The organism is Actinosynnema sp. NPDC023658 (assembly GCF_040639995.1).
Lineage (GTDB): Bacteria > Actinomycetota > Actinomycetes > Mycobacteriales > Pseudonocardiaceae > Actinosynnema.
Genome location: NZ_JBFAAX010000234.1, coordinates 1 through 8,724 on the forward strand (window position 1 = coordinate 1; position 8,724 = coordinate 8,724).

Sequence of the window (8,724 nt, forward strand, 5' to 3'; positions counted from 1 at the left end):
GAGCTGGGCCGATCTTGACCTGTGATCGGCCTCCACCTCTCTACCTGCACTCCAGCGCCCCCGGCAGGATTCGAACCTGCGACCTCGGGATTAGAAGTGCCTGTGACCCTCGTCTCCATAACGTCTAGCAGGACTTTTAGTGTGGAGCCGCATCTCGCTAGTGCCTCTGTGGTCACCACATTCCGGCAGTTGGCTCCACGCGAGACTCCACAGTCATCGTGTCCAAGTCTGGCTAGATGATCATGTTTGTAGACGTCGAGAGCTGCAGGGAATGGGCGAGATCTAACGTCAATTCGGCTTGCTTGTGAACCCTCGCCACCGAGTCAAGTTGCGCCTCTCGATTATCAATTTAGATCATTGAAGCTAGGGGGCCTTACTCCTAGTTCTTCCCGGGCGACAGAAAGAAAATCCTGGCGATATTCCTTTATAAAGTTAAGTCGCAGTGTAATTAACTCAGATCTCTCGGAGTTTTCGAGTGCAGCCGAACTTCCTTGCTCCAAGCTTGGCAAGGTTGGTCGGATCTTATCTATTTGTTGTGCGCGATCAGCAATAAAGTCGAGCATTCTGGTTGACCCGATGAGCTGGATCTCTGCGACTGTGCCGACAAGAACTGAAAACTGATTCAGGTATTGCCTATAGCAGATGTCGTATAAATGTCCCTGCTTTGTGGTTAACTGCTTCAGGATGTCTTCCAAGTCACGGAGACCTCCTAAGAAACCTCCATACATCCGAACTTTTTCGGCACGCCACTGCGCGACGTGCTCGTGACCGATTTTTAATAAATCTGTTAGCTGTTCTCTTTTCCAGCGAGTCTCTTCACGCGTGCGTTCTTTCCAGGCGTTTATAAGTTGAGCGAAAGTGGGTCCAGTTGCTCCGATCAGTGCAGCGCCGATGGGTACAACGATCGCGATCCATGTAGGTACTTGCAGGTTAGACATGCATGCAATATACCGTATCTGCTAGCAGTGCACGTACCTCTGCAGGCGTGATGGCTAATACTCCGTGTAAAATAGGTGTTCTGTCTAGGTATTCGACAGTTTCTGACCTGCGGAATAGTGGTGTGAGTTTTCACTCTCCACCGCTTCGCAACATTCTCTCCAACTGCACTCCCATCCAGCCGTATTGCTGCATACTGCTGTTTTTCGCGATATTTTCGTAGTATCCGATTGCGATCGACTGACGACGCCTTACGGATGGCATGCAGCCGTGAAGCCACAATAGCAAGTCCACCAGCACGTGTTCGGAAGATGTCCAAACCCAACCTTCCGCAAAGTCCATGCCGAGTGCCCTTCTCCCCTCTTCTCCCCACTTGATCTTAAGCGCTCCCTCGCCATTTCCGTAGTTGATCCAGCATCCTTGGCCCAGTAGAAAAATCGCGTCAATGGCCGGTATCGCCACTCCATCTTTGATGTGCACGGGTTGGGTTGCCGAAAGCAGGGACCCGATTGTGTCTGTAGCCATCTTATTTTCAAAACAAATCGCGAAGTATGGAGGGCTATCGTAGAATCGTGCACGATCTGTATGGTTGGTAAGAATCTCGTCGCCGTTGAGGTGCTGATTCTGTAGTATTTTTAGCTTGAAACCTTTATCAATGCAATCTTGAAGGTTCTCCTTGGTGAGCGTTGTCTTCACTTCACATGAAGCGGCCACGCCCTCGATGATCATGAGCCCAGGAGTGTCCTGGTCACTACGGAAAGGCTGATCTTCGTTTGATACTACAACGTCCATCTGGGGTGACCTGCGTGATTGGCGATCAATTATCTCGCCAGTTCCTACGGTAAGTCGTCGCGGTAGATGTTGTGAGAGGAAGCTCCTAAAAGATGATTCAATCTCGCCACCTTTTATTCCTGGGTGTTGGAATGATGCCCGAGCATGCAGCAGTGATGCTTTCAACTGTGCTTCGTAGGCTTTGAACCTGTCTGTCAAGTCGGTCATGATTTCCTTAATTGGCGTTAGAGTTGAAGTTGAACTTATGATGTTCAGACGAAGGGTGTCCGCCGGTTCTGATGGCCCGCTTAATTTTACTGATTCGAGCTGTTAGCGTCAAACGCGCAGTCGAGTCCAAGTTCGACAATCCGGTGTGTCCCAGGTGACCTCAAGGGGTGATTTAATCTTTAATAAGATTGAAGTTTTGTTAGCTGTGGGAATCTTCTGGTCGATTGTTCGATGGCTGAAAACTTGCTGCGAATCCGAATGACTATGCGGACGTAAAGCGGTGAAGTGCGCAATTAGGATACCGTGGCGAGTATGTCATATGATGACAGTCATGACTGAGCCGCCTGCGGAGTTGAAGTGGAAAGTGCACGGAAGTCGAAGCTTGTACGACAATGAATGGATTAGGCTGAGACTTGTTGATGTCGAACCGCCAGACGGCAGTCGGTTCGAGCATCACGTGGTAAAGCTGCATCATGTCGCAGTTGCACTGCTTCTGAATGAGCGCGAAGAGGTATTGACGCTGTGGCGGTATCGGTTCGCCGTTGATCAGTGGGGTTATGAACTCATTGGCGGGCTTGTTGAGGAAGGTGAAAATCCGGCCGCTACGGCTGCACGGGAAGCTGTAGAGGAGACCGGCTGGCGACCGATTGGCGAGCCGGAGCACATCGCTACGTTTCAGCCGTTGCCCGGCATGGTCGATGCTCCGGTAAACGCCTACATCTGGCGGAATGCTGAAAAGGTCGGCGAGCCTACCGACGCTGAGGAAGCCGCGCGGATCGAGTGGATTCCGATTGATCGGATGTTGGATCTGATCAAACGCGGTGAAGTGCTCGGCTCGGGGGCGATTGTGCCGCTATTGTTCTACCTGGCCTCACGCAACACCGGGTCCGCCGATCTCGGGTAGCTGGAGCTTGGCTAGGCGTTGGCGTTGGCGGTCGGAGCCGATGCGGGAGGCTAGTTGGCGGGCCTTGGCCGCGTAGTTCAGTGCTCCCTTGCTGTCGCCTGCGGTGGCGTAGGCGAAGGCTAGGTCGGCGTACATGTGGAGTTGGGCGCGGATGGCGGAGTGTGGGGACGTTTCCAGTTCCCGCACTGCCGCTTCAAGGTTTATGACCGCGTTGTGGTCGGCGAGGCGCACGAGTGCGCTGCCGCGCCACCTGGCTAGGTGTCCGTCATTCAGCATGAGGTGCGGCAGCTCGGGGTCGATCGGGTTCGTGGGCAGAAGTGCTTGTGCCGCATCGAACACGCGCAGGGACTCGTCGTGGTGTCCGGCCGCTGCGAGTCCTTCCCCGTGCGCTGCGGCGAGCCAGCTTCGCAGGAGAGACGGGGCGCGGTTCTCCGCTACGTACCTGGCGTACGCCAGCAGCTCGACTGCTGCGGCGGGTTCGCCGATGTCCAAGAGAATCACGGCTTGCTGGGCTGTGGCGTGCGCCAAGAGTTGAGGCGAGTCCGCTTCGCGGGCGGATACCTTGGCATCCTCGTGGTACTGCCACGCCTGTAGTTGAGAACCTCGGTCGAGTGCTGTCCAGCCAGCGAGCGTGCGCGCATCTGTGAGGATGGCTGCCAGGCGTTCGCGGAGGTGGGTGCTCACGCTGAACGTCTTGACGCCTTCCATCTGGCGGACGAGGTTGTTCAGCTGGTCAAGAACGACGACGGCACCGAATCGTGCATCTGAGTTGCGCAGGTCGTTGACTTGGCGTTGGAACAGATCGACGGTGTCGCGGTCGATACTGCGCGCGACGATCAAGCGGTCGCGGAGTTCTTCGGCCGATTCGTTGATGTGTTCTGGCGGGAAGCCTAGCTCTTCGTTGGTTCGGCCGTAGAACTCGCGGAAGAGGCGTTGGTAACCGGGGTCGGTTACTTCTACGCGGCCGTTCTCCCAGCGGGACAGCATGACGGATAGGGCTGACTCGCTGGCTACGGGTATGCCTAGCGTCTGTCCTCGGGCGAGGAAGTAGCTTACTACCTGTGCTTGGGTGCGTCCGGACTCTCTGCGGATGCCCTGGAGCCGCGTGAGCGGCGGGTCACCACGTCTCTGGCCTGCCACGTTCTCCCCGTCCCCTGAGGCCGTGACCTGCGGACTTAACTCCACCTAACAGGTGGCGTGTTAGCCGCTGGCAATTATCTCTTCCCCCTGTTCGGCGGTCTGCTGTTGCCATGACAGTGACGCAAGAACCGCCGAACGACTACCGCGAATCAGTCCTTTCTTCGCGTCTCGTCGTCAAGTCGGTTGGTGAGCGTCCCGAGTTGGGCGCGCAATCCGCGAATCTCGCGGATGATGGTGTTCAACAGCGGGATCACCGGGTTATCGGCCTGAGCCGCGGTGACGTCTGCTTCCGGTGGATTTTGACCGGTCAAAACTGCGGTCAGGTGCTGCGGATGCCAGTCGAGCGCGATCGACAGCGCTTCGAGAGTGCGCGGATTGCGTCGGCGTTGAATTCGGCCTTGCTGGATCTCTCGCACGATCGCGAGCGAGACTCCCGACTTCTCGGCAAGTTCCCGCTGCTTCAGCGCCAGCTCGGTCGCGCGGGCGTTGACTGCCGCCGCGACTGCCGACCAATCCTCTTCCACGTACGCCTCCGTGCTCCGCCCTCAGCGCCGACGTTAGCGCGCGGTTCGGGCGGATTCCGGAGCTATGACTGAGATCAGCGGTGATTGACCGATAATCAACGCTTATGTCAGCGCTCCGAGCGGTGAAATCAGTCTTTCGGAGGCGTGACTAATGAGTGCGACAACCAACCAGGGCGCAGATGCGCCCACCTTCTACACGGTGCGCGAGGCCGCGCGGATCATGCGCATCGCACCAGCGACGTTGTACCGGGCGATCCGGGAAGACGCCTTCCCTGCGATCCGTGTCCGTACGCGGTACGTGGTGCCGGCGAGGGCGGTCGAGGAGATGGCTCGGCGGGCGGTGGACTCGGGCGGCGTGGTCGACGTGGTCGGCATGGCTGCCGAGCGGCGGACCGCCCGTGAGGCTGCTCGGCTGACCGGGGGTGCCTCGTGGTGAACCCGGAGAACTACTACGAGGTGATCGCGGCAGATCTCGACCGGTTCGCGACGGTGCCGGACGAGGTGTTGTGGGAGATCGTCACGTTGGACGGCCGGTGCCTGTGGCTGGTGCCGACCGACGAGGTGCCCGAGTGGGACGGGGAGGAGTTGACCAACCGGGAGTTGGCTGCCCGGTTGTGTGCGGAGTGCCGGGCACAGCGTGCGTGCTTGGAGTTGGAGTTGCGTACGGCTGGTGCCGACACGGTCGGTGTGTGGGGTGGTCTGTCCGAGGAGGATCGGCGGGCGCTGTACCCGGTGTGGCTGGCGCGGCGTGGCCGGATGGGTGGGCCGTCGTCATGACGATCGACCTGACGGTTACCCAGGTGCTCGCCGGTGTCGGTGTGCTGTTAGCGCTGGTGATGGTGTGGCGAGCCGGTTCACGTAAGGCCAGGGCTGCGGCGGATACGGCGCGTGCCGGTGCCCGGTTGCTGTCGCTCACGGGTCGGGTGCTCGTGACGGCTGGCGTCATCGTGGGTGTGCAGTGGTTGGTGATCACGCACGGTCGGGACTCCACGTTGCTGTGGGTGGTGCTCGGTCTGCCGGCCCTGTTCTCCGCCTACACGCTCACCAGGGCACTGACGGTGACTGCGGTGGACGGTCCGCGTCGCAGGGGTGATCGACGGTGAACACCCCGAACCGGTCGGGTGTGGGAAGGGTGGTCGCCTTCGGGCGGCCACCCGCCGCGCCGGACGAGAGCACAGCGGCCAGGCTCGCACGGGAGGCCGCTGAGGCAGCGGAGTTGCGGGCGCACCAGGCACGGCCGGACGTGGTCGCGTTGCGGGTGGAGCGGGTGCGGTCGCAAGTCGACCGGTTGTGCTGGGCGGGGATCGTGCTCGGGCTGGGATTCACCATGACCAACGTCCAGCACTTCGCATCGGCCGGTGCTCCGGTCGGGTCGTTGCCGTGGTTGGCGGCGTGGCTGCTCGACCCGACGGTGTCGCTCGTGCTGCTGGCCATCCTGCGGGCGGAGCAGGTGACCGCTCGGTACCGGGTGCGTACGGGGCCGTGGGTGCGGCGGGCGAAGTGGTTCACGCTCGCGGCCACCTACGTCATGAACACCTGGGCGTCGTACGCGGCCGGGTCGGTGTCGGGGATCGTGCTGCACTCGGTCCCGCCGTTGGTGGTGTTCGTCGCGGCGGAGGCGGTCACCGATCTACGGGACAAGCTGACCGAAGCGGTGTCGGCGGCGTTCACGGAAGCTGGCGAGAGCGCGCCAACGGCCGTTCACGAGTCGCCACGACGTATGAGGGCCAGGAGCAGGCGCACGGGCGGTCGGACGTCGTTCGGTGAGTACCTGGCGACAGCACGGGCTGCGTGGACACCAGAGACCACAGTGACACCGGCGTGGGTCCGTGAGGTCTCGGGGTGCTCGCGTGGGCTGTCGTCACGGCTGGCGGCCACGTTGATGCGCGAGCTGGACCGAGGTGAGCCGTCGTGAACGCGGAGAACGGCCCGCTCCCGGTGCAGACGTCCAGCCGTGAGCTCATGAACGCCGTTCTTGAGGGCGAGTTCGTGAACGACCAGTCGTCGGGGAAGTCGTGGGCGCGGCGCGTTGCGGAGTGGTGGCAGCGTTCGTCGCGGGTGCCGGCGGTGCTGAAGTCGCGACAGCTGGTGATCCAGGCCGTCAAGGATCTCGTGGTGGCGGTGCTGCGGTCGCCGTTCCGGTTGGTCGGTGCGGTCGCGCGTGGCCTGGTGGTCGCGCTTCGGTGGTGGCGGTCGTGGGTTCGGGTTGCCGACTACCGGGCGGCTGCGGAGCAGTCGGAGAAGTTGGCGGACAAGTTCACCGACATCCGGTCGTTGGGGTTGTTCCGGTGGAAGGTCACCGGCGCCACCCTCGCGGCCACCGCCATGGTGGTCGCGGTGCTCGATCTCGTCTATGGGCATCGGGTGCTGTGGGTCGGTGGCGCGACGGTCGCGGTCGGCTTGGCGTTGCTGGGTCGCCGCAAGGACGGCTCACCGGGACGCAAGCCCGTGTTGGCCGGCCCTCGCACGCTGACGTGGACCATGGACCCTCAAGTGCTCGTGGACGCGTTCCGCGATGCGAAGCTCATCGGTAAGGACGAGAGCTTGCGGCTGGTCGAACGCGCCACCAGACAGGGTGACGGGTGGGCGGTCACCGTGGACCTGCCCGCCACCCGCAAGGCCACCGACGTGGTCAAGAACCGGGAGGCGTTGGCCTCGGCGCTCGCGGTGGACGAGGTACAGCTCATCGTGGAGCGCGTGCGCGGCAACGGCGGCCACGCCGGACGCGTGGCGCTGTGGGTAGCCGATGAAGATCCTTACGGCTCGGCTCCACAACGGACACCGTTGCTCACGGTGGAGCGCTGGGACGCGTGGCGGCCGGTGCCGTTCGGACGGGACGCGCGGCAGCGGCGGGTCGATCTGCCGTTGGTGTGGACGTCGCTTCTCGTGGGTGCAATCCCTAGGCAGGGCAAGACTTTCGCGGCACGGTTGGCAGCCGCGGGCTTGATCCTGGACCCCCACACCCGGCTCTACGTGGCCGACTTCAAGGCCGGTAAGGACTGGTACGCGGCAGCGCAAGTCGCACACCGGTTCATGGCAGGCGACGAACCCGCACACGTCCTGGCGCTCGTGGACTGGCTCGTGGAGCTGGTCTCTGAGGTGCAGGGCCGCTATCGCCGGATGCAGGAGTTGGACGACGAGGTGTGTCCCGAATCGAAGATCACGCCAGCCATGTCCCGCGACCTGACTCTGAACATGCCGGTGACCGCGATCTTCGTTGACGAGGTGCAGATCCCGTTGGAGGACCGCACACCGTTGGAGGTGCAGGGGAAGAAGCTCACGGCAGGGGAGTACGTGGGTGAGCTGTTGACGTGGCTGGCTCGCAAGGGTCCGGCCGCCGGGATCGTGCTCGTGCTGGCGACTCAACGGCCGGACAGCAAGACCATTCCCAGCAACCTCCGGGCGGTGCTCGGCTCACGGTTCGCGCTACGGGTCATGGACTGGCGCGACAGCAACATCGTGTTGGGCGAGCAGATGAACACACGCGGCTACGACAGCAGCCGCCTACTCGCCACGCACAAGGGCGTCGGCATCCTCCGACCGGACGGCGAGACCACCGCAGGGGCCGACGTACTCGCCACCACCGTCCGCACCTACTACATGCCCAACGAGGACTGGCGAACCATCTGCGCCCAAGGGAGGGCACTGCGGGAGGCAGAGGGCACGTTGAGCGGCCACGCGGCCGGACAGGACCATCGGCCGACGCTCGATCACGCCGCCGTGGCGAAGGCCCTCGGAACGGTCGCCGAACGCACCAAGGAAGCGGAGCTGCCCGAACCGCTGGCCTCCGTTATGGAGTACCTAGGAGACGATCTCCAGCCCGGTGGCCGCGACTTCGTGCCCACGGCGGAGTTGGTGGCCGCACTCGATGTCGAGCCCAAGGCGTTCGGTCTGCGCATGAGCGAGATCGGGTGCAAGCCGACCCGCGACCGGATCACCACCGACGACGGGGTACGGCAGGTGCGCGGCTACCTCGTCGAGGACATCCGCACGGCTCTGACCGCCCTGCGGAACGGGACGATCGTGGACGGGGAGGTGGTCGAGGATGACGACTGACCCGTCCCACACCCGTCAACCCGTCACGTCCGCTGGGACGGGTCCAAGACGGACCCTCACCAGCGCAAACAGCCTCTTGTGACGCGTGGGACGCGGGACGGGTCACCCGTCCCAGGACGCGCGAAACGGCCGTGTGCGGTGCCATCCGGATGGATGGTCCGCACA

At 62.0% G+C, this 8,724-nt stretch carries 10 protein-coding genes; 6 read left to right on the forward strand and 4 right to left on the reverse strand.

The window, feature by feature from the left end; genetic code table 11:
• Positions 1-344 precede the first annotated feature (344 nt).
• Both AB0G02_RS21880 and AB0G02_RS21885 read right to left on the reverse strand, forming a co-directional pair.
• Positions 345-938 (reverse strand): hypothetical protein, encoded by a 594-nt coding sequence (locus AB0G02_RS21880; protein WP_360797273.1) that lies wholly within the window; start codon positions 936-938, stop codon positions 345-347.
• A gap of 130 nt (positions 939-1,068) precedes the next feature.
• Positions 1,069-1,935 (reverse strand): DUF6602 domain-containing protein, encoded by an 867-nt coding sequence (locus AB0G02_RS21885; protein ID WP_360797275.1) that lies wholly within the window; start codon positions 1,933-1,935, stop codon positions 1,069-1,071.
• Between the two features lie 331 nt (positions 1,936-2,266).
• Between AB0G02_RS21885 and AB0G02_RS21890 the strand changes: the two genes are divergently transcribed.
• A complete protein-coding gene (locus AB0G02_RS21890; RefSeq protein ID WP_360797277.1) occupies positions 2,267-2,839 on the forward strand; it encodes an NUDIX hydrolase in 573 nt (190 codons plus the stop codon).
• Here AB0G02_RS21890 and AB0G02_RS21895 read toward each other — a convergent pair.
• Positions 2,807-3,979, reverse strand: coding sequence for a tetratricopeptide repeat protein (locus AB0G02_RS21895; protein ID WP_360797279.1), 1,173 nt, complete (start codon positions 3,977-3,979; stop codon positions 2,807-2,809). The two genes, AB0G02_RS21890 and AB0G02_RS21895, sit on opposite strands and share 33 nt — an antisense overlap.
• A 149-nt stretch (positions 3,980-4,128) precedes the next feature.
• Positions 4,129-4,503 carry a hypothetical protein gene (locus AB0G02_RS21900; RefSeq protein WP_360797280.1) on the reverse strand — a complete coding sequence of 125 codons (375 nt, stop codon included), beginning with the start codon at positions 4,501-4,503 and terminating at the stop codon, positions 4,129-4,131.
• 151 nt (positions 4,504-4,654) lie between these two features.
• Here AB0G02_RS21900 and AB0G02_RS21905 point away from each other — a divergent pair, with 151 nt between their 5' ends.
• The 5 genes from AB0G02_RS21905 to AB0G02_RS21925 are packed head-to-tail and all read left to right on the forward strand — an operon-like array spanning position 4,655 to position 8,559.
• Positions 4,655-4,939: a helix-turn-helix domain-containing protein gene (locus AB0G02_RS21905; RefSeq protein ID WP_360797282.1), complete on the forward strand. Its 285-nt coding sequence runs from the start codon at positions 4,655-4,657 to the stop codon at positions 4,937-4,939.
• On the forward strand, positions 4,933-5,280 hold the full coding sequence (locus tag AB0G02_RS21910) for a WhiB family transcriptional regulator (protein WP_360797284.1): 348 nt from the start codon (positions 4,933-4,935) through the stop codon (positions 5,278-5,280). The genes AB0G02_RS21905 and AB0G02_RS21910 overlap by 7 nt, the downstream gene beginning before the upstream one ends.
• Positions 5,277-5,606, forward strand: coding sequence for a hypothetical protein (locus AB0G02_RS21915; RefSeq protein WP_360797286.1), 330 nt, complete (start codon positions 5,277-5,279; stop codon positions 5,604-5,606). Before AB0G02_RS21910 ends, AB0G02_RS21915 begins: the two co-directional genes overlap by 4 nt.
• A gap of 29 nt (positions 5,607-5,635) precedes the next feature.
• Positions 5,636-6,418: a hypothetical protein gene (locus AB0G02_RS21920; protein WP_360797288.1), complete on the forward strand. Its 783-nt coding sequence runs from the start codon at positions 5,636-5,638 to the stop codon at positions 6,416-6,418.
• Between the two features lie 47 nt (positions 6,419-6,465).
• Entirely contained in the window at positions 6,466-8,559 is a 2,094-nt protein-coding gene (locus AB0G02_RS21925; RefSeq protein ID WP_360797290.1) for a cell division protein FtsK, read from the forward strand.
• Positions 8,560-8,724: the final 165 nt, after the last annotated feature.

Bases quoted from the DNA above. Each gene is read 5' to 3' on its own strand.
- AB0G02_RS21880 (WP_360797273.1), bottom strand. From the start codon at position 938: ATGTCTAACCTGCAAGTACCTACATGGATCGCGATCGTTGTACCCATC.
- AB0G02_RS21885 (WP_360797275.1), bottom strand. From the start codon at position 1,935: ATGACCGACTTGACAGACAGGTTCAAAGCCTACGAAGCACAGTTGAAA.
- AB0G02_RS21890 (WP_360797277.1), top strand. From the start codon at position 2,267: ATGACTGAGCCGCCTGCGGAGTTGAAGTGGAAAGTGCACGGAAGTCGA.
- AB0G02_RS21905 (WP_360797282.1), top strand. From the start codon at position 4,655: ATGAGTGCGACAACCAACCAGGGCGCAGATGCGCCCACCTTCTACACG.
- AB0G02_RS21915 (WP_360797286.1), top strand. From the start codon at position 5,277: ATGACGATCGACCTGACGGTTACCCAGGTGCTCGCCGGTGTCGGTGTG.
- AB0G02_RS21925 (WP_360797290.1), top strand. From the start codon at position 6,466: ATGAACGCCGTTCTTGAGGGCGAGTTCGTGAACGACCAGTCGTCGGGG.